We start from the raw sequence: 25,364 nt of genomic DNA, 5'->3' as shown, positions 1-25,364 counted from the left end.
CTTAGAAACTAAATTGTTCACGACGACGTGCGTCACGACGCTGTAAATAGCCAATAAACCAACCGCGTACACGATGGCGCAATTTGTCCCAACCATTAGGGTTCGTAATAATTTGGGCCTTAAAAAAAGAAGGGCACAAAACAGCAGCATGAGAAACTTCACCGCATAGCCCACACCCCACGCAGCTATCCATCACTGTTGCAACCGGGTCTGTTCTTAGTGGGTCTTGGCTAGGTTTAATTGATAAAGACGGGCAACCAGATAAGCGAATACAAGAGTGATCGCCCGTACAGGTGTCAGGGTCAACACCAAAACGCTCACGTACCACTCGTTTGCCTGCGGCAACATCACTACGCACCTTTTTCTTTTCGCGGCGTTGTTTGTTCAACATGCATTCGCTTTGTGCAATCAGAACCTTGGGCCCTTGCTCATCGGTTGTTAAAGCTTCACGTAACGTATTTGTCATGGTTTTTAAGTCATAAGTGTGTTTAATGGTTTTCACCCAATTAACACCCACGCCTTTCACCGCTTTTTCAATTTCATGACCAGTACTACGGGTTGGATTCAACGCTGTCGACGAGAGAATATCTTGCCCACCTGTCGCAGAGGTATAGCTGTTATCAACCACAATAGTTAAGTTATCACTGCGATTAAAAACACTATTGGCAATGCCACTGGTTAAACCGTTATGCCAGAAACCACCATCTCCCATCACTGAAATCGCACGTTTCCCAGCCTTTGCATTCAAAGCTGCAGCCCCTGCGCCTCCTAGCCCATAACCCATGGTGGTATTCCCCAAATTAAAGGGCGGTAGAATAGAAAATAAATGACAGCCGATATCTGCACTGACATGGTGTTCGCCTAGTTCACGTTCCACCAATTTCATCGCAGTGAAAATAGGCCTTTCGGGGCAACCTGTGCAAAACCCTGGTGGGCGCGCATGGACAGACTCATCTAATGTTGGCTCCGCCGCATTAACATATTCAGGTAAAGAGTCTTCAGATTTTTGAGTGGCAATATTGATCGTTGGGATACGGATCTGTTTTGCAGCCGCTTTGACTTGTGGAGCTATCTTTCCATAGCATTCAAAAAACGAACGTAGCCCCGCAAGTACTGTTGCCGTATTATATTCCCCCGCCATTGGCAGCATATCCTTGCCATGTAGGGCGATATCAATCTTGCGTTGACGTAAAATATTCGCCACATTTTGCTCAACAAAATTTGGCTGGCCTTCTTCCAAGACTAGAATGGCTTTTTTATCACGACAAAAACGTTCAAATTCATCATCAATCAATGGATAAGCCACATTCATCACATATAAAGGAATTTGGCTATTACCAAAAACATCCGCTAGCCCTAGCTGATTTAATGCGCGGATCAACGTGTTATAACAACCCCCTTGTAGCGCAATTCCAACATCATCCGAGTCTTCTGCAAAAAATTCATTTAACTTATGCTGTTGAATAAATTTAATTGCAGCGGGCCAGCGAGCTTCAATTTTTTCTTTTTCATGTAAGAAACTAGCGGGGGGTAATACTATGCGACTAACATCTCGAGTTGGGTTCTCGAGTGCATCTTTCACTGTAAATTTAGGGGGTTGATTATCTGCGCAAACAAATTGCCCGTGAACATGACAAGAACGAATCCGCATTTGTAACATAACAGGTGTATTGCTGGCTTCAGAGAGCTCAAAGCCGTCTTTCACAGCTTGAACAATGGACGGCAAGTTGGGTCTAGGGTCGAGTAACCACATCTGCGATTTCATTGCGAAAGCATGGCTGCGCTCCTGCATAATAGAAGAACCTTCGCCATAATCTTCACCAACAATAATTAAAGCCCCCCCTAATACGCCACCAGAAGCTAAGTTAGCTAAGGCATCAGACGCGACATTCGTTCCCACGGTTGCTTTAAACGTCACAGCGCCACGTAGTGGATAATTAACTGAGGCTGCCAAAGTTGCCGCTGCAGTTGCTTCACTTGCGCTATTTTCAAAACGAATACCATATTCGGATAAAATATCTTGTGCATCAGCAAGGACATCCATCAAATGGGAGATAGGAGCACCTTGATATCCCGCAACGTAAGATACACCCGACTCTAACAGCGCTTTTGTGACAGCAAGGATCCCTTCACCGCTGAAAGTTTCACCTTGCCCTTGCCGTAATTTTTGAACTTCTTGTACAAACGATCGCTCAGCCATTTTAACCTCACCAATCAACATCAGAACGTTTTTATCTTTATTGTGTTTCTTACTTGTATATCTTTTGTTAACAACAGGTCAATCCATGATTAATCATGTAAATTAGATTTATGCAGAGAGTGGATAAGGCTTGCAGATAAGGGACAAATAGTGAGTTAAAACAGCTAGGAAATTAGTTTTCCAATAAAATAACGTAGAAAAAACAAACCAATAAAATAAACAAAAAAGATTGAAAAACTTGGCTTAATAGAGAAACCACACACAAAAACACATCAAGCAGAGAAATAAATCAATACAAAACGATTAATTAGAGCATTAATTCAACCAAACAAAAAATAACCAGTCAAACATAAAATATAATATGAAAAATCATGCATAACTTGCTATTTTAAAATAGAAATAACTTTATTTTTTATATTGTTATCATTATCACAATAACCACATAGTTCCTATTTTTTTGCAGTTTTCGGATAGCATCTGCATTCTTTTATCTAGGTAAGGAAATATGTTTATGCTATGTTCAACCTACACTTGGTTAAAAAATAATTAATAAAATGTTAATAATTTAAGGAAGGAAGATTCTATTTAGCTTAAGTTAAAGTCACTCCTTCCAAATATAAAAAATCACCATAAAATATAATAATTAATTGAATTCATTGAGAAAAATACATAATAAGTAATATTAGTCAGACCCACTTTTGATTATTCTATCGAGCAGGGTTGATAAACTATTTTGGAGGTACCTTCGATGTTGAGCAACTCGTGGTCCCATTCATCTGCACCTCAGATTGAAAATCAGCTCTGTTCTTCAGAGCGTTTATTATTTACCTCAGCAGATCCTGAAGAGATTAAATCGATGGTTGGTCGAGTCATGAAACCCCATCAATTTAACTTGCTTAACCCGCATCAGCGCCTTGATGCTCGTATGCACTATATTCCAATGGGGGATATTTCTTTAAGCCGCTTACGCTACGGTGCCGATGTATCCATTATTCCAGGGCAACTACAGGACTTTTTTTTAGTTCAAATGCCTCTATCAGGTACAGCGGTCATCGAAAGTGGTGGAAAGTGTCTTGAATCAACCCCTCAAATGGCCTCACTTCTTAGTCCTGAAGAATCAACAATAATGCGCTGGAATAGCGATAACGATCAGTTTATGTTGCGTATTTCCCGTTCTTTACTTGAAAGATCGTTAGTGGGCCAACTTGGTCATACTTTAGATAAACCCTTAGTTTTTGAGTTAGGCTTTGCTTGGCAATCCTGTTTTGCATGGCGCACTCTGATGAATTACCTGATTGAATGTGCGACACGCACCCCCGATCTCTTACAACATAAATTGATCACGACTCAGGTTGAACAATTGGTTTCTGTCACTTTACTTTCTACTCAAGGCCATAATTATATCGAAGACTCAGGAATGCGCAGGTCAACAATCCGTCCTCGTCACGTACGCAGAGTGCAAGAGTATTTAGAAGCTCACGCACATGAACCTATCACTGTTGAGCAGCTTGCTCATATTGCAGGCGTCAGCTTACGCAGTTTATATGCGGGTTTTAAAGAGTTCTTAGATATCAGCCCGATGCAATATTTACGTGACTTACGGATGGAACGTGTTCGAGCTGAACTTCTTTCAGGAGAAGCAACTAATGTCACTGGGGTAGCTTTACGTTGGGGATTTGCCCATATGGGCCGCTTTAGCGCAGAGTATAAAAAACGTTATGGTGAAACGCCAAGTCAGAGTATGAAAAAAGCCTAATTATCTATAACAGTCATTTAACAATATAAAATTAATATCAATAATGTTATATATTATTTTCTATTTATAGTATTACTTTTAAAAATAGCCCCCCTTTCTAAATTATAGATTGAGGGGGGTGATCTAAATGAGAACTGAAAGTAGAAAAGGACAACGTATATTCTTTATTTACTGGTATTACTACCTATATGAAATAGTCGTAATCGCAGAATTGATTGATATCTTAGACAAATTAATATCCGAAATTTTAATCGAATCAATCTTAGTTTCACTTTCATTTAATGAGGAAATTTGATAATAATGGTTTTTATTATTATCCCTCTCATCACAAGTTAATACTATATGGTTAACTGTTGTTTTATAATTACAAGGTTCTTCAAAGACATACCCACCAAAATAAACCTTCCCTCCACTATTTTCCATGCTGTATGTAAAAAAAGAAAACAAAAAAGAGAATAATATAACGATAAATTTCATTGTAACTCACTCTATTCATTGAATTAATTTTAAAGATTGGTTTGTAGAGGCCGAATACAATCACATATCAAATTAAAAATAAAATTCAATGAGTTGAAAAAAACATTGCTGTGAAATTAAATTAATTAACAACCATAAACGTATTTAAAAAATAAGTAATAATACGTTTTAAAATAGATTATATTTGACCTTAGTTAAGTCGAGCGGAATGATACTAAGTTAAATTTTTATGTCAACACACTTTCTAATAAATAATTACACTTTGTCGATTTGATTTATATCTTAGAAGTAAAAAATACATTTACATTCAAATTACTAGATAAAAAAACCCGCTATAAAAATAACAAAAAAAATGATCCCCTAATAAAATACTAGGGAACCATTTCAATTTAATTAATATAGATATATTTACTATAGATGTTTTTACTAATCGTAAGAAATATTAAAAATCATCTTAGCTTGTATTTTTCCTGGTGTTATTTCTTTTTTATATTGATAATATTTAGCTATGTAATTAAGATTTATTGATTTTTCTTGAAGTATTCCCACACTTCCTACCAAATAATTTTTATCCCATTCCAATGGTTTATCTTCTTTGGTCAGAACCTGTACCCCTACCCCATCCGCCGCTTGAAGCTCTGTTAAACTATTTTCAAGTACACCTTGAGTTTTATTTGTATCTGGTGCAAGTTCACCATTAAACGACATATAAATATTAGATGTATTGGACGCATTAACACCGCCGCTACATAACATAGTAATCGCAAAGGGTGTTAAACCTGCAGTTGATCCTAAACCTGTAAACTCACTTTTTTTCACTGATTTCATTATTACATTTTGGTTTACGCCAGAGGTTATTTTGCAGGAAGGAGAAACAATCGTAATAGCATCAGCATTCAAACGTGTAATCAATGCAGGAGATATCGAGTCAGGTAAATAACCATAACGGGTGTACTCTCCTTGGTGGATTGACCCCGAACCAGTGACATCTGCAATTTTAATCACTTGAATGGTAAACGTAGATCCCGCGAGTACAACATTTTTTGTACCTTCCCCAGGCACGGTATAATGGCCGGGATAAGTGATTTTTATCTTCCCGCCATCAGCATCACGAATAAACCGCAAGCCAATTCCAGGCACATTCGTTTCGATAATATTATCCCCAGACATAGGCTTACTAGCGACAACTTTTGCATCTAATACCGTACCGCCGCTACATTCAGCCCATACAGATGTTGCCATATCCATATTCCATGTTCGTTCCCGAATTATAGTACCAACGGGTAATTCAGGGCTCACGACCACGCGACCTAATTCCATGTTAATGTCGACGGGGGGCACTGAGGAGCGAACACAGTCAGCCATCACAGGAGTGCTAACGTAAAAAATAGCAGAAAAATAATATAAATAAACTATTCGCATATTATGTTCCTATTCAATTCAATTTGTTTGTTAAGCAAGAATGAGCACTCCCCCTCATGCCAAACAACCGTTGCCTTACCTTCATATTCATCATTAACAAATATATTACTCCCCTGCCCGACACTGCCTATCGATGCTCCTGAGTCCCCTTTAATTTCAGCGCCAAATGGAAGTGGTTGATTGTTAATGCGTTTAACTTCAAATACTTTACTCTTTTCAACTTTCGTACCAAAGCTGACTTTAACGATACTCCCTTCATAAGGGACTACGTTTTTAAGTGTATTTTGAAAAACAATATCTTCTGAGCTTCCTTTAGGGTCGAGTTCAATAGTATTGACGCGATATGGGCGCATATAAGATGCAAGTGCATAGCCTTGACTATCAATATGAGTCCCCGGAGATCCTACAATTGAAGCTCCCTGAGCATCTTTCGCTTCTATCAAAGCCATCGTTTGGGATATATTTGGCGAAAAAGTGACGCCATCGGCATGAAACACCATTGAACCATTAGCGCCTAGAGCATACTGACGATAACGTTTTCCATGGCTATAACTTGCATTTAAAGCAGAATAAGGCGTTCGATAAGCAGTATTTAATGCGATGTTATTATTACTATTATTTGAGAAAGAAGAGTTTATGCCATAAACCCAATTGTTATCTTCATCGAGAGAACCATTAATCCCTAGTTGGGTTGCATCAAATGATGAGTTATTGAAAATAGTATTTGATGTCAATGAGATATGTTGGTTGTCACCAAAATATAATGGATAGCTAAGGTTAATACTTATCCTGTCGTCTTTACTATTATTATAATTGTCGGAATAAAGCCGTATAAAAGAAATGGAGTAAGATAACTTATCAAAATGATTATAATAGTTAAATTGGTATTGTTTTTCAGTGTCCCTATCATCCCAATAATCAACTATCCGCCCAGTAAAATAAAAACCACCATAGCTTTCGGGGAGTTCTTGGTTAATGGTGTAATTGAGACTTTTCTTTTCATGCCGTAGTTGGCTAGTTGTTTGGCGCTTTTCATTATCAATAAGATAAAGTGATTCATTCAAATTATAGTAAGACTCATTTGAACGAACATTACCGCTAACAATAAAGTTCGTTTTTGTATCTGAAAATAATTTATTTAGTGTTAACTGATGCTTAAAACCATTTTCTCGATGGTTTTGTGTTTTCATTCTTGCACTCGTAATGTCGTAAGCCAACGCCCCGACTTGCGTATTAATAGCAGTACCCAGCATGTACGCTTGATAATCATCATACGCATTAATACCCGTATAGAATGTGAAATAATTATTGTAGCCATGCTGTAATGTCCCTTGAATAATATAAGGGCGGTGATGATAACTATTTTGATCTAACTTACCTGTTGCTATTTGGTAGCGGGTAAACTTAGGTCTTAAGAGCTGGGGTAATGAAGAATACGGAACAAAAAAAGAGCTTTCACTTCCATCCGCTTCTTTGATAATCACTTCAAGGTCATTACCATAACCTGACGGCGTTCCATCTTGTAAATTAAATGGCCCCGGAGGAACAGTCGTTTGATAGATAACGGTGTTATTTTGTCGAACAGTAACTAATGCATTACTTTGGGCTATCCCACGGATTTCCGGTGTATAATTTGTAACACCATCAAGGTACATACTGTCATCCGTTGCTATTTTCACACCCCGTAAACTCACACTATCAAATAAGTTACCTTCGGTATAAAATTGCCCCATCGTCATGGTTGATTTCATAGACACTAATGGCGCTTGAAGATAAGTTTGATTGCTATCCCATCGAAAACTGTCACCTTCCTGCCATGCTGCATTACCGATGTGTTTTAATTGCCAACCGTTATATGAAAAACCCGAATTAATGCCAAGATACATCGTGGAATAGCGTTCAATGGATGAGTCTGAAAGGTTATTACTATAAAAGTTAGCTTGATACGCTGTATTTAATGCAGGAATTCCTTTGTCCCAGAATTCAGGTGGCACATAGCCAGCTTGTGACTGTATGATATAGAGTTGAGGTAGCGTTAAATCTAACCTGAGGCTAGTCGGGTCGAAAGTTTCCTTAATATTACTATCGTTGTTCCATTCCTTCAGAAAACCACACGGTTGTTCACTACGACTGAGAGTTGGATTCAATGCGGTAGTGTTAATTGATAAACTCATTAATAGAGTATTTGAATAACAGGCTGCTATATTTTGCTTATCTCTTTTGCTTAATTGAATTTCATGTCGACCTTTCCAATAGCCATTAACATAAAAATCAATTGAGTAAAGCCCTTCCCTTAATTCATTTTCATTAAAATGGGTAAGATCGATACTTTCCTGGCTGCCGACAATAAAACCACTATTAAACTCATATATTTCATCTGAGCTTTGTTCTTCAGCGTGAACTTCACTGGTTACAACCAATATGGGAACAATCGATAATGTGAAAAAAATAGCTTTATTTTTTTTAAATCGCATATTCATCCTTGCATCCGATCATTTTACTTTTATTTTTGCTGGAACCTCTGCACCATAATCATTAATATTATTGATTGTTATATTATCTCCTGAATTTACGACTCCATTAATTTTGATCGTTTGAGATTCCCCCGGCGCTAACATAAATGCTTCGGTATTAAGTGTTTTCTTCTCGTCATTAATCGCAGTGATTGTAATAAAAAAGGGAGTGGGGTTCTTAACTTGGATATTTTGTTTACCAGCAAAAATCTGTAACTGTTCAGGGGCTAACTCTCTACTACCCAATTTTTTCGGACGATACATAAATTTAAAGCGAGAGCGAATTGCGAGTTGTAGCATATTTTGCTCAGCGTTTCTTTCTGATTTTGTAATTGGTGGAATATCCAATAAATTTAACCAATATAACGTTTCTTTATCTGTGGACAATAATGTTCTATCAACCAATTTTATTCGAATTGTTTGCCCGCCATTCGCAGAAATTTTGGATATTGGTGGTGTTATTTGAAAAGGCGTTTTAATTGTTTCTGGAAGGGCCTTCGGGTCACCTTCGTCAAGCCAAACTTGAGCAACCGCAGGTCTATTTGCTGTATTATTTAGTTGGACCGTAATTTCTTTGTCATTTTCAGAGTAAATAAACCGAGTACCATTAACAATGATATTATTGGCAAAAGAAAAATGACAAATAAACAACAAAGAAATATTTAATAAACTCAGTATTTTCATTTTCACCTCTTTTATAGGCGGTAGTAAAACTACCGCCTGTTATAACAATAATGCAAAAATTACTTATACGTTATTTCATAGGTTGCATAGCTATTAACTAAACCCGTTGTCACAATAGAAGGGCTTGGTGCTGAATAGCCAATAAAATAAGTAAATCGAGCACCATCTTTAATCGATGTTAAGTCTGTAACAACTTTTGCTTGATTTGGATCACCAGGGATAATTTTAGTGCCGGATAAAGAAGAATCACCTTTTGTTGCTAACACAAGCTGGATATTTTTAGCTCCTGTTGACTCTGTATTTGCTAAATATCCCTCTGCTCCTGTAGGTGGATTCTGTAGTATATTACCGCCATTCCAATATACACCAATTCGTTTCATATCTAATTTAACATCAACGTCTGCACGTGTTGATGTTGCTGTTTGAGTACAGTTTGTTACATCAATAACAAATGATTTCGGTTTTAAATATGTAAAAGCAGCGGCGGCTTTCACTTCTTTAATTGAAACTGGCGCTAAATATACGCTAGCGTTACTTCCTTGACCATCAACTGAAATAGTACAAGAAATATCAGTAACTTTACCAAAAAAATTCACCTGACCACCACCAACAGTATCGGTTGCGGCAAATGAATTTAATGAAAAACAGCTTGTTGTAATCATCACAGTTAATAATAGTTTTTTCATGATATGTCCCTCTAATTAAAGAGCAGTATTTACATTAGATTTTAATTAAACAAACCCAAAGTAGAGCGCTTAATTATTAATGAATGTTAGCAGATGTTTCTTTATTAATATTTTGAAAACTAATACTAGATATTACTTCATGATAAAAAACCAGATTTAAAACAACCGTACTCTGGATGACATTAATCATAATACATAAAATTAAACTAAATTAAATGTTTTATTTGACATTTAATGTTTATTTAAGGGTGTTATGGAAATAATCAAATTAAACATAAAGATAGAAACTTGATTATTTAAAAGAATTAAATGCAGGAGAACATTCGGGATAAGAAAATACACTAAAATGGATATAGCTTTAATATATTACTTAAGTTTTTATACATAGAAAATACGTGTATATACTTTAAATTAAAAATAATAAAGAAAATTCAAAATGCGTACAATTACTATAAATTTAAGTATTAATAAGCGTAACGCCATATAGTATTAAAACTATATGGCGTTATAGAGAAAAGACGTGTCTATAATGAGTTAAAATGGAATTGATGCTTTCAAATAAATTTGTGAACCTTCAGGCCGGTTTCTAACTTCAAAGTCTTTTTCCCATTTTGCAGTAAATAACCACCCCTGAGGGTTTGCATAACGAATCGAAGGCCCTACTGAGTATGCGCGAGCTTTGCCTTCTGCTGAATTTGGGCCGCTATCATCAGTCATTTGCAAAAATGCATAGCCGCCTACCCCTGCCACCCAACCATTACCAAATCCCCACCCTAGTGCATAATCAGCGTGAAATGCTTGCCCTGACCGGGTTTTTGTGTCGTTATTACGAAAGTTAAAGTCATACATCATTTTCAAATCTGCATTTACACCAACAGGCGGTATATAACTAATTGCCCAAACTGGTTGTAATGCCCAATAATTTCTTCCAAGGCTAGATGGATCCGTTTTGCTGTATTTACCTGTCGGTGCATAGGCATCTAATCCCACAACATAATGCAAATCAGCTGAAGGATGAAAACCTAAAGCAGGACCAAAAGTCACATCACCGAGACCCCGACTGGTCTCTTTTTGGCCTGCCGCTTTTGCGGTCACATCTAGCAACGGCAAAATGGTATGGAAAGCCAGATCACCACCAAAAACTTTTTGATCAGTCACCCAAATAAAACGCGGTGCCAATACGTTAACATTCACACTAAAGCCTGGAACCGGTATTTTATCCCCTTTATTATCACGAACGCTGTCATAATGGGCATTTCCCCCATACATCAGTACATGTACCCCTTGCGGTGGCAGCGCCCCTGACATAAAGTTTTCTAACCCATCGGGATATACCCCTAAACCGCCACCTTCAGTGGCAATCGCACCAAACGAAAGTACGCTGAGACACGAACCTGCTACAAGCTTACTGATTGTTATTTTTTTCATCATGTTTCCTGCCATAGTGGGTTGTCTTACTGTGTGTGCTTTACCTGTTATGTCGCAAATCCTTTGCGGATTTATTATGTCCTGCGTTTGACTGCTAATTTTTGAGCGACAAGATAACCTGAACCGCCCCCCAAACCGGGACCTGGGTGTGTTGAAGCGCCGATATGAAAGAGGTTTTTGACTGCGGTTTGATGCGTTTTTGTCTGGCCATTCGCTGCGAAAGGGCGCAACCAGAAGAACTGATCGGGGGAGCAGGTCCCTGAATAAGGATCGCCACCAACAAGGTTACAGTTGTAGCTTTCTAGGTCTGCAGGAGAGATTGCCTTGCGTCCCACGATCAAATGAGAGAAGCCAGGCATTACGAGCTCTAAACGCTGCTGAATTCGGTCGGCAACTGCTTCTCTGACTTGTTCATTCCAACGTCCATCATCGGGTATTAAAATTTCACCAGCAGAATCCCCTTTTAAAACTCGAGGTAACTCTTGCATCTGGATCCATAAGATCCACCCACCATCGGGGGCTCGACTGGGATCAAGTGCAGTCGGTTGGCCAATACCAAATGTCGGTTTATCGGGTAAATAACCATTATTTGCCTGTGTCACCGACAAACACACCTGCTCCATGCTTTCAGTGAAATGCACCAGTGGTACATTTAACAACTCAGGATTGCACCAAGGAGGAGGGGCGCTTAAAGCAAAATGAATTTGCATACCTGCACGCCCATAGCGGTAACCTCTCGCTTTTTCCCTCACTTGTGGCGAAATATTTTCGAGTAATGAACCATACAACTGTGTTGGGGTAACGTTACAAACCACGCTTTCAGCGGCTGCAATGATTTGCCCATTCACCTTCACACCGGTTGCCCGTTGATTTTTCCCCTCACCTTGGGTGATGATTTTTTCAACATGCATACCCGTTTTTAGTTTGCCGCCGTGCGCTTCAATAACCTTTGCAAACGCTTCCACGATACGAGAACTGCCACCTTTCACCACAGGCATACCACCAGCCACCACCGCTGCAAAAGTCAATTTGCCAATTAATGCAGAACTGGCTTCATCCGGCCCAAGTCCGGTATGTAATACCCACGGCGCCATCAAAGCTCGACTAAAATCATGTTGTAATTCACGTTCTGACCAACGGCGAAAGCTTTCTATTCCGGCTTTTGCAAAATCAAGCAAGCCATCGACCCCGCGTTTGCGCCATTCAGAGAACAATAATTTCAACATATTAGCGCTGTATGGGTTTTGCCCTAATAGGCCAAAGGTGAGCGCTGCATCTTGTGTAAATAGCTGGTCTGCCATCTTACGAAATGCAAGACCATCACCCGGAGCCAACTGGTCGAGCTGCTTAGCCGCTTCAGAAATATCCCGTTTTAATGCAATCGATTGACCATCCGGTTGCACTAACCCCGTTGAATAATCACATTGAGCAAACTCTAATCCATACGGCTTTAAATAGGGTTCGAGCTCTTGGTAGCCAGGGCTACCAACAAATAAGGAGTACCAACAAGAAAGGAGATCGTGGGTATAGCCCTCAAATAAATTTTCAGTGCGAATGCAGCCCCCTAAGCGGTCATTTCGCTCAAGAACAAGGACTGATTTCCCACGTACCGCCAACAAGGCGGCACACATTAAGGAGTTCATCCCACTGCCCACCACAATTACCTGAGGGGTTGAGTTTGTTGTCATACCTCACCCCACAAGTGCAAGTACACGTAATGGGCTGCCTGAACCACCTTCAATTTTAAGTGGCGCAGCAACAATCACGACACCTGTCGCAGGCAGTTTGTCGAGGTTCGTCAAACATTGCAGGCCATATTTATTGTGACCATGCATTAAAGTATGGCAAGGGTAAGGTACCGGCCAACTATATGACTGCCCTGCATCCGTATTGATAGTTTCAACACCAAACCCTTTAACATCACGTTGGTGAATGAGCCACTCTACCGCTTCTTGGGATGGCCCCGGTGTGTGTGCACCATCTTCACGCATACTGACATAGGCAACCGGGTCATTCGCCTTTTTCGACCAATCAGTTCTAAAAAGCACCCAAGCAGCTTTAGGAATTGTGCCGTGCTTTTCTTCCCACTTTTGTAGAAACTCGACAGTTAACACCCAGTCAGGGTTTTGAGCCACTTCCGCACTGGCATCTACTACAACGGCTGGCGCTACAAAGTTTTCCACTGGAATGGTATCCACCGTATTATTGATTTGGTCTTTACCGCTAATCCAATGAATTGGTGCATCAAAATGCGTTCCGGTATGTTCTCCGCAACTAAAATTATTCCAATACCATGCAGGGCCGTTATCATCATAACGAGAAATCTGTTCCATGCTAAATGACCAGACTTGCCCGAATTGCTCAGGCAATTGCAGGGCTGGAAATGAAGGCGATAAAGTTTGTGTCAGGTCGATAACTTGAATATTTCCTTGCTGCAACTGTGCTGCAAATGCTATTAATGTTTGCTGGTTCATCGTCTCTTCCTCACTTAAGGTGCTTCATGTAATGCAGTAAAACTACCGCCATGAAACACTAACGGTTTCCCCGCTTCACTGCCGATACGGCGAACATGCCCCACCATCAATAAGTGGTCGCCAATCGTGTCTTGTTTATGGTTTTCACATACCAATGTCGCTATCGCTCCATGCAATGCAGGGATCCCTTCTGGTGTAAGGTGAATTGCTACATCTTCAAATTTATTTTCGATACGCGGGTTCGCAAAACGCATTGCAAGTTCTTGGTGCCCGTGACCTAATATATTGATAGTGAAATGAGCACAATCACGAAATACGGATAAGTTTGGTGAATGGTTCACTAAGCTCCATAGCACAAGTGGTGGGTCAAGTGATAGCGATGCAAACGAGTTGATAGTCAACCCAACATCACGGCCATCTGCAGTTCGAGTGGTAACAATCGCAACCCCTGTTGGATAGCAGCCCAGCAGATTACGCAATATTTTTGATTCAAACTCGGTATCGCCCCATTCCCTATCACACATGAGTGTATCCTCTGCAATCATAGACATACTGATATCCCCCATTAAGCTCGCGCTTCTTCCATCATTTGCGATTGAATATAGGCCTCACAGGCAGCCCCATCTTTCCACCAAGGGAATAATACAGGCGGGTAATTAAAGGCATTTGCGATGGTATGTGCTAAGGATGGCAACTGCTGGGCTGCATCCAATAAGTGTAAAATATGGGGCTCAGGAGGGGCGAGTAAGGAATTGGTCCATTCCACAACATGGCGGCCATACTTCCAGAACTGCTCAAATGTGTCATTCATCCACTCGGCAGTGTAAGGCTTGTCACCATGGGCTAAAATAGCGTCATAATAGACTTTACAAGCCTTGGTGGCATTATTTGAACCTTGCCCCGTTAGTGGGTCATTGGTGACTAACGCATCGCCAAGACCAAATACAATGTTGCCTGATGGTAGAGTTAACACCGGTTTTCTCACTGTTGGTGCAAATCTTCCGGCTAGAATGCCATTATCATCAGTTAACTCAACGTGATGGCAACGCTCTGCTTCCCAAGGTAAATAGGTATTAAGAATTTTTTTACTGTAAGCCAAATGTTCCTGTGGAGTACGCGCTTCATTCCACTGATCCATCGGCCCACCGGGGATCCCTTCAAACACCATGATGTGGCAATCACCGCTATTCGTCAGTGATGGGAATACAAAATACTCGCCAACACCGGGGATCAAATTGAAAGAAACTTGAGAGAATTCCGGTGTTGGTAACATGCCATGCACATAAGTCAGTGCCAAGGCGCGCTGTGGTTTGTCATAAGGTGAACGGGTGGCATCGCGCTCAAGCAATTTAACAATTTCCCCTTTCCCACCCGCTAACACAACTAAATCGTGCGTTTGCGCTAAGTGCTCCAGCTCTGCGACGCCAACATCTTCAATCCGTAAATTACCGCCACGAGCAGCAAATAATTCCATCCAGTAAGGCATTTTGATACGTTGGTCGACGGCTTGGGCATAATTATCGAGGCGCGAACGCCAAGAAATCACTTTTTCGCCTGCTTTTTCGGGATTAGGCACGGTAAAACCAATGCCTTCAACTGGCGGACATTGCTCTTCCCAAAAATTAATCCCTAAATCACGTTCAAATTGCAGTGAAATATCGAACATGCACTGGCTCGACATCACTCGGCCATTTTTAACATCTTCTGGAGTCCGGTTTGTTGCAACCGTGACTTCATAACCTTTATTGAGTAGACCCAAAGCTAATGGCATACCCGCTTGACCACCACCTACAATAGCAATTCGACGCATAGTATTTTCCTCTACAAAATAGTTAAAGTGGTGTCTTATTCAGCAAGACGGGGAATTGCGGGTTTAGCCTGTTCAGGCCCCATAGCGGAGTAACCGCCATCGACAGCGTAATCTGCACCAGTAACAAAACTGGCCAAATCAGACAGTAAGAACGCGACAACTTGAGCGACTTCTTCTGGGTCACCAACGCGTTTTAATAAGTGGTAATCAGCGGCAACACGGTCTGTTTTTTGACGGTCCCCCCCCGTGATTTCATCCATAACTCGGGACCAGGTCCATCCTGGGGAAACGGAATTTACACGAATTCCTTCAGCCGCATAATCCATTGCTTGGCTGCGAGTTACCTCTAACATAGTGGCTTTAGATGCAGGGTAGAGCCAACGACCTGTTTGGGCGACAGAAGAAGAAATACTGGTGAAGTTGACGATGGCACCTTTGCCCGACTTGACGAAATGCGCTTTGGCAAACTGCGCTGCCATCACCGCACTCACTACATTAATATTCAACGCAGTGAGCCAATCCTGCCTTGTCGATAACTGGCCTTCATCAAGATAAGTGGCTGCCAGATTAACTAAAAAATCGAGTTGGCCATATTTCTGCGCAACACGGTCAATACCTTGTTTAAGCTGTTGGTCATCTGTGATATCAACAGGAATAAAGTCAATATTGGGCTCACTTTGAGCGACTTTTTCACCATTCACGGCATCAATATCAAAAATCGTGACTTTTACACCGTAATCACTCAATACTTTCGCGACGGTTGCACCAATTTTGGTCGCTCCGCCAGTCACAATGGCAATCTTATTATTCAAACCTTTCATCGTTGTCACCCTCTTTCACCTTCATCTGGTTACAATGAATTCACAAAAAATTAACATAACGGATAGTTACGCAAATATGCGGGAAAGGGGTAGCCGATGGACGCAAAAAATATCCATTTTGTGCCGCAATTTAAATAATAAGATGATGATATAACTAGACAAATAGCCACTCTCGGCAGTGGCTATCCAAATAATGAAAAGTATGATTAATCGCAAAAATAAATAAAATAGATTATGGACGTTCTAAAATACGGGCGCCAGGGCCTCTCTTGCCCAGTACATCATCAGGGTTACGCAGCGGGCAATCACTTAATGATAAACAACCGCAACCAATGCAGTTATCCAACTCATTACGTAAACGAGTCAGTTGCCGAATGCGCTTATCTAAAGATTTACGCCATTGTGTCGACATCTCCTTCCATTGCTCAGAAGTGAGTGCACTATTTGCAGGAAAACGCCCTAATGCCTCTTGAATTTCATGTAATGGGATCCCCGTACTTTGTGCAACTTTAATAATGGCAATATAGCGAAGGACAACGGAATGAAATCGCCGCTGATTCCCTTGAGTGCGCGTACTTTGAATTAGCCCCTTTGATTCATAAAAATGGACTGTAGAAACAGGCACTCCCGAGCGTTTTGCCACTTCGCCAACCGTTAATGCCCGCGTAAAATCAATTTTTTTCCCCTCATTTCTCTGCGGTTTTATCGTTTTTGTGTCTTTGTCTACCATTTTAGCTCACCTGTGCTTGACCTCAACTTAACTTAAGGTTTTATAGTGCCACCCTGCTAGTTTGTCAATTGAGGTTATTTTTTTAAAGGGGATAGGTTTATGCCATCGGTGATTACCAAAATGTTAGAAAGCAATAGCTTATGGATTATTGCTCGCTTACTAGTCTTGGTTTTATTTATTTCATCTGGTTTAGCCAAAGTTTTTGATTATGAAAATAGTCTGGCTGAAATGCGTGCTGCAGGTCTTCACCCAGATTGGTTTTTCAATATTGCTTCTGCTGCTGTCATGTTAGTTGGCTCCGCGCTTGTGCTATTTAACCGTCTTTTATGGCTTGGTACTGGAGCATTAGCCGTGTTTTTGTTCCTCACGATTGTGGTTGTCCACACCTTTTGGAACTACACGGGAGAACAAGCTCAAATCGCGATGTTTTGGGCAATTGAACATATTGCTGTTATTGGGGGCTTAATCGCTATCGCCATTGCAGGGCATTTTAGAGGTCTTTATTTCGCGTTAAAAACGCAGAAATAGAAGGAAAATTTAATGAATAAAAAAACAATAATGACACTTTGTTCCGTTTTAATTGCTGTTGGGGCGGGTAGCGCGATTTATTCAACCTACGCCCAAAATGAAGAAGACGAACAAGCAGCCTACCAATATCCCCCCGTAAAAGTGGCATTGGCTCCTGTTAGCTTAGATACCGCGCCTCGCACTTTTTACGGTGTGGGTGAATTAGAAGCTGGCAGCCAAGTCCTAGTCGCGGCAGAAACCAATGGCCGTATTACGAAAATTGCATTTGAATCTGGCCAGCAAGTCAAAAAAGGTCAATTATTAGTACAACTCAACGATGCTGTTGAACAAGCGGACTTATCACGCTACCAAGCACAGTTGCGTAATGCGGCTCGCTTATACGAAAGAACCCGTTCATTATCTGCGCAACATTTAGTGGCGGAGGCTCAAGTAGATAGCACCCGTGCTGAACGTGATATTGCTCAAGGCCTGATCCGCCAAACCCAAGCATTAATTGCGCAAAAAACAATCCGAGCGCCATTCGACGGGACAATCGGTATTCGCCAAGTCCATGAAGGGCAATATTTAAACCCTGGTGAAGCCATTGCCAGTTTGGTGGATACCCAAACCTTAAAGCTCAATTTCTCTTTAGATGAACAGGCCTCACCGGAACTGCATCAAGGACAAATTGTTGATATTACGGTGGATGCTTATCCCAATAAAACATTTCCAGCCCGTATTACGGCCATTGACCCACTCATCGGCAAATCACGCACTATCGCCCTGCAAGCTACACTAGAAAATAGTGATGGCACATTAAAAGCCGGGATGTACGCCAATGTGAATGTGGTTCGCCAAGCCAGTAATGAAGTCATTACGATCCCAGAAACCGCCGTTACATATACCGCCTATGGCGATACCGTGTTTATTACACAAGGTGAAGGGGATGCGATGACCGTCAAGCGCGTGTCCGTGAAAACAGGGCAACGTTGGGATGGCAAAATAGAAATAGAACACGGCTTAAGTGCTAACGATAAAGTCGTCACCTCTGGGCAATTACGCTTAAACGACGGCTCTGCTGTCACCCCTGTCGCTCAAGATACATTGTCTGAACCAATCGCTAACACGGCTCAAGGTTCATAAGGAAGGCGCAATGAAATTTACTGATGTTTTTGTTCGCCGACCTGTTCTGGCTCTCGTGGTCAGTGCGCTAATTGTGTTAATAGGTTTATTTGCGTTGAGTAAGTTGCCTATTCGCCAATATCCACAACTTGAAAGCTCGACGATCACCATTACGACACAATACCCTGGCGCGTCGGCTAAATTAATGCAAGGGTTTGTGACGCAACCTATCGCACAAGCGGTTTCCTCAGTGGAAGGTGTCGACTATCTGTCCTCTTCATCTGTGCAAGGAAGCAGCCTTGTCACCGTTCGAATGGAACTTAACCGAGACTCGACTCAAGCCCTTGCACAAGTCATGGCGAAGGTGAACCAAGTTCGTTATAAATTACCGAAAGAAGCTTATGACCCAGTGATTGAGCTTTCCTCTGGGGAATCCACTGCGGTTGCTTATATCGGTTTTTCCAGTACCAATTTATCCATTCCCGCCCTGACAGACTACATTTCTCGCGTTATTGAGCCAATGTATTCCTCAATTGATGGTGTTGCTAAAGTTCAAGTCTTTGGTGGGCAACAGTTGGCAATGCGTTTATGGCTGGATGCCGATAAATTAGCTGGCCGAGGGCTAACCGCTGCGGATGTTGCGCAAGCAGTTCGTCAAAATAACTACCAAGCGGCACCCGGTAAAGTCAAAGGCGAGTTCGTAATTTCTAATGTCTATGTCAATACCGACCTCACTAATGTCGATGAGTTTCGTGATTTAGTGATCCGCAACGATGGCAATGGGTTAGTACGTTTAAAAGATGTAGGAACCATTGAATTAGGGGCCGCTTCCACAGAAACCAGTGGTTTAATGAATGGTGAGCCTGCGATTTACCTTGGTTTATTTGCTACACCAACCGGTAACCCATTGGTAATCGTTGATGGTATGAATCAATTAATGCCAGACATCACCAAAACATTACCTCCCGGTGTTAAAGTCGAAATGGCATTTGAAACTTCGCGCTTTATTAAAGCGTCTATTGACCAAGTTATTAACACCTTAGTTGAAGCGTTACTGATTGTTATCGCTGTTATTTACCTATGTTTAGGGTCGATTCGTAGCGTGATCATCCCAATTTTAGCTATTCCACTATCAATGTTAGGTGCAGCTGCATTGATGATGGCATTTGGATTTAGTATTAACTTACTCACGTTACTGGCAATGGTATTAGCGATTGGTCTCGTCGTCGATGATGCTATCGTGGTCGTCGAAAACGTCCATCGCCATATTGAAGAAGGGAAATCACCGGTTTTAGCGGCTTTAATCGGTGCTCGTGAAGTGGCGGGCCCAGTTATCGCAATGACAATCACCTTGGCAGCAGTATATGCCCCTATAGGACTAATGTCGGGGTTAACAGGGGCTTTATTTAAAGAATTTGCGCTCACGTTGGCCGGTGCGGTGATTGTTTCCGGTGTCGTAGCCTTAACCCTCTCTCCTGTTATGAGTTCCTTCATGTTGAACTCAAAACAGAATGAAGGGCGTATGGCGCGTATGGCAGAAACTTTCTTTTCTACCTTAGCCCACTACTATACCATTGTATTGAATTTCTCCTTGAAAAACCGTTGGTTAACAGGGGTTATTGCCGTTGGCGTATTCATTAGTTTACCGCTGCTTTATCAATCTGCTCCTCGTGAATTAGCTCCGGTAGAAGACCAATCTAGCGTATTAACCGCTATCAAATCACCGCAGCACGCTAACCTCGAGTACGTAGAACGTTTTTCACGTAAATTACATGATGTTTTCATGGAATTACCGGAAACGGAGAGTACTTGGATTATTAACGGAACCGATGGCCCCTCCGCTAGCTTTGGGGGAACCAACTTGACATCATGGGAGCAACGCGACCGTGTCGCGTCTGAGATCCAAGGCGACTTACAAGGGCGCGTTGGTGATGTCGAAGGGAACAGCATTTTCGTTTTCCAATTGCCTGCATTACCCGGTTCAACTGGCGGCTTACCAATCCAAATGGTGCTCAGAAGCCCGCAGGATTATTCGGTACTCTACAAAACCATGGAGGAGATCAAGCAACAAGCACGTGAAAGCGGTCTGTTTATGGTGGTCGATAGTGACCTCGACTACAACAACCCAGTGGTAGAAATCCGCATTAACCGTTCAAAAGCAAATAGCTTAGGCATTCGTATGCAAGATATCGGTGAATCGCTGACCTTATTAGTGGGTGAAAACTATATTAACCGCTTTGGGATGGATGGCCGTTCTTACGACGTGATCCCACAAAGTATTCGTAGCCAACGCCTGACACCAGAAGCCCTTTCACGACATTATGTAAAATCGGAAGCGGGAACAATGATCCCCCTCTCAACCGTGGTAGATATCAACACCCAAGTGGAGCCAAATAAACTCACGCAATTTAATCAACAAAATGCGGCAATTTTCCAAGCAATACCCGCTCCTGGTGTCACGTTAGGCCAAGCTGTTGCCTACTTAGACGAAATAGCCAATGAGCTACCCGCGGGCTTTAGCCATGACTGGCAATCCGATTCGCGCCAATATAAACAAGAAGGAAACACCCTCGCCTTTGCCTTTATGGCGGCGCTCATCATTATTTACTTAGTCTTAGCGGCGCAATATGAAAGTTTAGTCGACCCATTGATTATCTTGATTACTGTTCCACTTTCAATTTGTGGTGCATTAATTCCATTGGCGCTTGGCTATGCGACATTGAATATTTACACCCAAATCGGCTTAGTCACATTGATTGGCTTAATCAGTAAACATGGAATATTGATGGTTGAGTTTGCCAATGAATTACAAGCCAATGAAGGGTTAGATAGGCGGCATGCTATTCTCAAAGCAGCACAAATTCGTTTACGCCCAATATTAATGACAACCGCAGCAATGGTGATTGGCTTAGTTCCACTGCTATTCGCCACTGGAGCAGGAGCAAATAGCCGCTTTGGCTTAGGCTTAGTGATAGTTACCGGTATGTTAGTTGGCACATTATTTACTCTGTTTGTTTTGCCGACCATTTATACCTTACTCGCCCGTAATCATAGTGCAACCGCACTAACACCAAGGCGCTATGAGCTTGCCGAAGCGAATCGCCTAATCAAAGAAACTGAGGAGACGTCCCAATGAGAAGTACGTTAACTAGCCGTCATCAACGTAACAACCGTACAGTCAACGAAGTGGAAGTGAATACGATGAGCAATAGCATGGCCATGCTATTAATTTATCATGGTCTCCCCGCAACTCTGGGAAAATCCTATTCAGCGCCGAACTCGAGCACTTTAAATAAGCCTACGCGCTAATGTGAATAGCCGCCAAACCATTTTAGGTTTGGCGGCTATTATCAAGAATATCCTAACGTACTGTCCCTATTGGCCTTCATAAAAGGCTAAAACAAGATTACCTTCCCGAATAATAATTGGGTTGCCCGGTAATGCATCCAACAATTCACGCTGAGAATTTTCTACGACCACCGCCACATCTTTATAATGATAATTTTTTAATAAATCAGGTAGCTGCTTTAAGCTATAAAACCGATTAGCGGCATCTGGGTATTTTAGCCCGTAACCTAGCTCCCCAGTTTGGTGAAGCATCGTGATATCACTGCGTTTAAGTACCCATGCCAATGTAGTGCCTAACCCGACATTATTGGTTAACAATACGGTTTTATCCGCTAATTGGTGATGATATTTCGCAATCACCTCTTGTGGCGTATTATTACTGGCAATACGCGATGGGATAATATGACCTACAGTTAAGCTAATACCCACCGTACACATTGCAGCTAAATACCAAAACCGTTGTTTTAAAGAGACTAAAGCAACCAATAACCAAAAAATAAACGCGCCTGCGGCTAACCATAACTTTCCACTTTCATCGGCCTGAAACACGCTCAGTTTAGGGTAATAAGCAGAAGCAATAATTCCCCCAGCAATAACGCCACCTATCAGTGTGTTAATCAATGCATTCAAACGGATAGGCCGTGTTTTTTTCTCAGCAAGTATTTTTTCAATGTAGGCGGCCATAAGAACTGCAATAGGTGCAATACAAGGCAAAATATAGGTCAGTAATTTACCTTTGGTAATACTGAAGAAAACAAATGGCACAATAAACCACAATAGAAAATAAATATGTAACCCTTTTTGTTGCCATGCATGGCGCAGCGCACCAAAAAGGTAACCTAGCCAAGGTAATACCGCGGCGAGCAAAATAGGAATATAAAACCAAAATGGGGATTTATTTTGCGCATTATTTGCCATAAAACGTTGAATATGCTCAACCCAGAAGAAATAATTCCAGAAATCAGGTTCACGACTGGCAATAACGAAAGCCCAAGGTAAGCACACAACAAAAGCAGTGAACAGTGAAACAAACGAGAAAACAAATACTTCTTTGAATTGCTTAAAGTAAATAGCGGCAACGGAACAAACAAGTACTGGCAGCACTAAAACGAGAAAACCTTTTGTTAATACCCCTAGCCCACAGGCGACTCCCATCATGATGAAAGCGAGTAATTTATGAGAGAAGTATTTTGTCGTTAACCCCCACTGGAAAAAGAAAATCACCATAGTGATAAAGGCTGTCACGATGGGGTCAAGAATATTGTAGGTGCCGATAGTAAAAACCATCAACATGGAAAGGTAAATAAACACGGCATTGAAAGCGAGCCGTGAGTTTTTCCAAGCCATTTTGGCACTGAGATAAACAAATAGCCCACTGATTAATGTGCTAAATACTACGCCAAGGCGAACCGAAATGTTATTTTCACCAAATAACATTTGGAAAATAGCCCCGACCCAATAACCAAAAATAGGTTTCTCAAAATAACGGATATCTAAAAGCTCAGGAACGCTCCAATTATAACTAATAATCAATTCCCGACTAATTTCTGCATACCGTAGTTCATCCGGTTGCCACAATAACCTACCGTTTAACGGTAAAAAATAGGTTACTAGAACAAAACCAAATAACAGACACCATTTTAGGTAGGCAACTTTATTGTTTGCCATAATCATTTCATCTCAACCATTCTTGTTATTGATATTTAATAATTTTTTCGTTTGAACAAACACACTCTTTTATTTAGCTATTATCGTTATGGCAATTAAACCTCATTTAAACAAATCGAACGTTAATTGATAGAAAGGTCGCTGTTTATAAACAATCAATAAATGAATACTACAATTCATATACAAAAAGAGATAAGAATCAAATGATAAGACTGAGTGTTTAAAGAATAGTTCAGTCTTTAAAAATAAGGTGAAAATTTAATTCGTTCTTAATATTAATCATTAATACAAAAAAGTGTACGGCAGTTTATAAACAAAAACCGGTCAGGGCATTCACCATAACCGGTTATTATTCATACAACGTAAAACTATTTGGCAGCAGCTAACGCCTGTTCAAGGTCTGCTAGAATATCATCAATATGTTCTATGCCAATTGATAAGCGGATCATATCCCGAGAAACTCCTGCCTGCGCTAACTCTGCATCATTAAGCTGACGATGTGTCGTTGACGCAGGGTGGCAGGCAAGAGATTTAGCATCACCAATATTCACCAACCGCACAATCAGTTTCAAAGCATCAATAAAGCGCGCCCCAGCTTCTTGGCCACCTTTAATACCAAACGACATAATACTTGCTGGCTTGCCATTCATATACTTTTGCGCCAGACCATGTTCAGGGTTACTCGGTAGACCTGCATATTTCACCCACTCTACTTGTGGATGATTTTCGAGGTAGTTCGCCACTTTTAGCGCATTTTCGGTATGTCTATCCATTCTTAGCGCGAGGGTTTCTAAACCTTGTAAAATCAAGAATGCGTTAAACGGTGATAATGCAGCCCCCGTTCCGCGCAATGGTGCAACTCGGCAACGCGCAATAAAGGCCGCTGCGCCAAAATGTTCGGTATAACTTACGCCATGATAAGCCACATCTGGTTCTATCAATAATGAAAAACGATCTGGGTAATCTGTCCATGGGAACTTACCTGAATCAATAACCATTCCGCCAAGTGATGTTCCATGCCCACCGATATATTTGGTCAATGAATGAACCACAATATCCGCCCCATGTTCAAATGGACGGCATAAATAAGGGGTTGCCACGGTATTATCGACAATCAAAGGCACGCCATGGCGGTGCGCAACTTCAGCCAGTGCAGCAATATCAACAATAAAGCCAGCCGGGTTTGAAATTGACTCGCAGAATATGGCTCGAGTCTTGTTATCAATCAGCGCTTCAAGTGCAGCTAAGTCATCATGCTCCGCAAAACGCGTTTCAATGCCTAAGCGCGGTAGAGCATGAGCTAATAAGTTATAAGTTCCACCATACAATTTAGCAACAGAAACAATGTTGTCCCCTGCTTGTGCGATGGTTTGGATCGCATAAGTAATTGCTGCCATACCAGAAGCAACGGCCAAGCCAGCGACACCACCTTCAAGCGCAGCTACTCGTTGCTCTAGAACATCATTCGTTGGGTTCATAATTCGCGTGTAAATATTACCCGCAACTTTTAAATCGAAGAGGTCGGCACCGTGCTGAGTGTCATCAAAAGCATAAGAGGTGGTTTGGTAGATTGGCACGGCAACGGACTTAGTGGTAGGGTCAGGAGAGTAACCGGCGTGAATCGATAATGTTTCTAATTTCATTCGTTATCCTTGTTACGACACACTGGAATAAATACAGCCAGAGGTAGTGATTACGTTATTATGATGCTGTGATAA

General features: G+C 41.2%; 19 protein-coding genes. 5 read left to right on the top strand and 14 right to left on the bottom strand.

All coding sequences use genetic code 11. The annotated features are described in order from the left end of the window. Position 1: 1 nt before the first annotated feature. Positions 2 to 2,200: an indolepyruvate ferredoxin oxidoreductase subunit alpha gene (locus M0M83_RS02335; protein ID WP_248467518.1), complete on the bottom strand. Its 2,199-nt coding sequence runs from the start codon at positions 2,198 to 2,200 to the stop codon at positions 2 to 4. 748 nt (positions 2,201 to 2,948) lie between these two features. Here M0M83_RS02335 and M0M83_RS02330 point away from each other — a divergent pair. Then, positions 2,949 to 3,956 carry an AraC family transcriptional regulator gene (locus M0M83_RS02330; RefSeq protein WP_125892939.1) on the top strand — a complete coding sequence of 336 codons (1,008 nt, stop codon included), beginning with the start codon at positions 2,949 to 2,951 and terminating at the stop codon, positions 3,954 to 3,956. Positions 3,957 to 4,859: 903 nt separating this feature from the next. Here M0M83_RS02330 and M0M83_RS02325 read toward each other — a convergent pair. The 11 genes from M0M83_RS02325 to soxR all read right to left on the bottom strand — a co-directional run bounded on the left by M0M83_RS02325 (position 4,860) and on the right by soxR (position 17,001). Next, positions 4,860 to 5,855, bottom strand: a complete 996-nt coding sequence (locus tag M0M83_RS02325) for a fimbrial protein (RefSeq protein ID WP_282561411.1) — start codon at positions 5,853 to 5,855, stop codon at positions 4,860 to 4,862. Beyond that, positions 5,846 to 8,329, bottom strand: a complete 2,484-nt coding sequence (locus M0M83_RS02320; protein WP_248467516.1) for a fimbria/pilus outer membrane usher protein — start codon at positions 8,327 to 8,329, stop codon at positions 5,846 to 5,848. Before M0M83_RS02320 ends, M0M83_RS02325 begins: the two co-directional genes overlap by 10 nt. Positions 8,330 to 8,347: 18 nt before the next feature. Further along, positions 8,348 to 9,052 carry a fimbrial biogenesis chaperone gene (locus M0M83_RS02315; protein WP_125892945.1) on the bottom strand — a complete coding sequence of 235 codons (705 nt, stop codon included), beginning with the start codon at positions 9,050 to 9,052 and terminating at the stop codon, positions 8,348 to 8,350. A 59-nt stretch (positions 9,053 to 9,111) separates the two neighbouring features. Further along, positions 9,112 to 9,738, bottom strand: coding sequence for a fimbrial protein (locus M0M83_RS02310; protein WP_248467515.1), 627 nt, complete (start codon positions 9,736 to 9,738; stop codon positions 9,112 to 9,114). 534 nt (positions 9,739 to 10,272) lie between these two features. Beyond that, positions 10,273 to 11,166 carry a SphA family protein gene (locus tag M0M83_RS02305; protein WP_248467514.1) on the bottom strand — a complete coding sequence of 298 codons (894 nt, stop codon included), beginning with the start codon at positions 11,164 to 11,166 and terminating at the stop codon, positions 10,273 to 10,275. A gap of 74 nt (positions 11,167 to 11,240) precedes the next feature. Continuing rightward, the gene (locus M0M83_RS02300) at positions 11,241 to 12,854 is read right to left on the bottom strand and encodes a phytoene desaturase family protein (RefSeq protein ID WP_248467512.1); all 1,614 of its coding nucleotides are present in this window, start codon (positions 12,852 to 12,854) and stop codon (positions 11,241 to 11,243) included. Positions 12,855 to 12,857: 3 nt separating this feature from the next. Beyond that, positions 12,858 to 13,640 (bottom strand): cyclase family protein, encoded by a 783-nt coding sequence (locus M0M83_RS02295; protein ID WP_248467510.1) that lies wholly within the window; start codon positions 13,638 to 13,640, stop codon positions 12,858 to 12,860. A gap of 14 nt (positions 13,641 to 13,654) precedes the next feature. Continuing rightward, positions 13,655 to 14,191 carry a flavin reductase family protein gene (locus M0M83_RS02290; protein ID WP_227528888.1) on the bottom strand — a complete coding sequence of 179 codons (537 nt, stop codon included), beginning with the start codon at positions 14,189 to 14,191 and terminating at the stop codon, positions 13,655 to 13,657. 14 nt (positions 14,192 to 14,205) lie between these two features. After that, the gene (locus M0M83_RS02285) at positions 14,206 to 15,450 is read right to left on the bottom strand and encodes a styrene monooxygenase/indole monooxygenase family protein (protein WP_248467508.1); all 1,245 of its coding nucleotides are present in this window, start codon (positions 15,448 to 15,450) and stop codon (positions 14,206 to 14,208) included. A gap of 35 nt (positions 15,451 to 15,485) precedes the next feature. Then, complete coding sequence (locus tag M0M83_RS02280) at positions 15,486 to 16,271, bottom strand: SDR family oxidoreductase (protein ID WP_125892958.1); 786 nt, start codon at positions 16,269 to 16,271, stop codon at positions 15,486 to 15,488. A gap of 232 nt (positions 16,272 to 16,503) precedes the next feature. Beyond that, entirely contained in the window at positions 16,504 to 17,001 is a 498-nt protein-coding gene (soxR, locus tag M0M83_RS02275) for a redox-sensitive transcriptional activator SoxR (RefSeq protein WP_125892960.1), read from the bottom strand. Between the two features lie 99 nt (positions 17,002 to 17,100). Here soxR and M0M83_RS02270 point away from each other — a divergent pair, with 99 nt between their 5' ends. From M0M83_RS02270 to M0M83_RS02255, 4 genes are read left to right on the top strand one after another with little or no spacing between them, the layout of a single operon-like run. Beyond that, on the top strand, positions 17,101 to 17,529 hold the full coding sequence (locus M0M83_RS02270) for a DoxX family protein (protein WP_213914404.1): 429 nt from the start codon (positions 17,101 to 17,103) through the stop codon (positions 17,527 to 17,529). Positions 17,530 to 17,541: 12 nt separating this feature from the next. Beyond that, complete coding sequence (locus tag M0M83_RS02265) at positions 17,542 to 18,651, top strand: efflux RND transporter periplasmic adaptor subunit (RefSeq protein ID WP_125892964.1); 1,110 nt, start codon at positions 17,542 to 17,544, stop codon at positions 18,649 to 18,651. A 10-nt stretch (positions 18,652 to 18,661) separates the two neighbouring features. Beyond that, a complete protein-coding gene (locus tag M0M83_RS02260) occupies positions 18,662 to 21,766 on the top strand; it encodes a MexW/MexI family multidrug efflux RND transporter permease subunit (protein WP_248467506.1) in 3,105 nt (1,034 codons plus the stop codon). Continuing rightward, positions 21,763 to 21,939: a hypothetical protein gene (locus M0M83_RS02255; RefSeq protein WP_213914406.1), complete on the top strand. Its 177-nt coding sequence runs from the start codon at positions 21,763 to 21,765 to the stop codon at positions 21,937 to 21,939. The genes M0M83_RS02260 and M0M83_RS02255 overlap by 4 nt, the downstream gene beginning before the upstream one ends. A gap of 66 nt (positions 21,940 to 22,005) precedes the next feature. Here the strand turns inward: M0M83_RS02255 and arnT are convergent, their stop codons facing one another. Then, positions 22,006 to 23,652, bottom strand: a complete 1,647-nt coding sequence (gene arnT / locus M0M83_RS02250) for a lipid IV(A) 4-amino-4-deoxy-L-arabinosyltransferase (protein WP_213914407.1) — start codon at positions 23,650 to 23,652, stop codon at positions 22,006 to 22,008. 362 nt (positions 23,653 to 24,014) lie between these two features. After that, positions 24,015 to 25,289 carry a bifunctional O-acetylhomoserine aminocarboxypropyltransferase/cysteine synthase gene (locus tag M0M83_RS02245; protein WP_140172597.1) on the bottom strand — a complete coding sequence of 425 codons (1,275 nt, stop codon included), beginning with the start codon at positions 25,287 to 25,289 and terminating at the stop codon, positions 24,015 to 24,017. Between the last annotated feature and the right edge of the window lie 75 nt (positions 25,290 to 25,364).

The organism is Providencia rettgeri (assembly GCF_023205015.1).
GTDB classification, from domain to species: Bacteria; Pseudomonadota; Gammaproteobacteria; order Enterobacterales; family Enterobacteriaceae; genus Providencia; species Providencia rettgeri_E.
Note: the sequence above shows the minus strand (reverse complement) of the source record. Positions and strands in the feature narration are given on the sequence as shown.